Genomic DNA, 277 nt, shown 5'->3' on the forward strand with positions numbered 1-277 from the left:
TTCGCCGTGCCTGCCGCGCACACGGGCGCGGGATCCTGATTCGAACGCTTGCCCAGCGTCGAGATCACGGCGTCGGCGTCGGCCGGCAACGTCAGCTCCGCATCGGTCACCACCTCAGCCCGCTGCACGACGACGCCCGGCGGCCGGTCGTAGGGCCGGAGTCGCGCACGATCGCGGTCACTCGATGACCGGCGGCAAGGGCCTGCTCGACGACGAATCGTCCGGTTCTGCCGGACGCGCCTGCAACCACGACGTGCATGTACACATCCCTTGCCTC

Annotated in this window: 1 protein-coding gene; it reads right to left on the minus strand. The window is 69.7% G+C overall.

Annotation, left to right across the window (positions count from 1 at the left end; translation table 11 throughout):
- Positions 1-106: 106 nt before the first annotated feature.
- Positions 107-259 (minus strand): NAD(P)H-binding protein, encoded by a 153-nt coding sequence (locus SB753_RS36915; RefSeq protein ID WP_410805088.1) that lies wholly within the window; start codon positions 257-259, stop codon positions 107-109.
- Between the last annotated feature and the right edge of the window lie 18 nt (positions 260-277).

It is taken from the genome of Paraburkholderia sp. SIMBA_053, assembly GCF_046534895.1.
Lineage (GTDB): Bacteria > Pseudomonadota > Gammaproteobacteria > Burkholderiales > Burkholderiaceae > Paraburkholderia > Paraburkholderia caledonica.

Bases quoted from the DNA above. Each gene is read 5' to 3' on its own strand.
- SB753_RS36915 (WP_410805088.1), bottom strand. From the start codon at position 259: ATGCACGTCGTGGTTGCAGGCGCGTCCGGCAGAACCGGACGATTCGTC.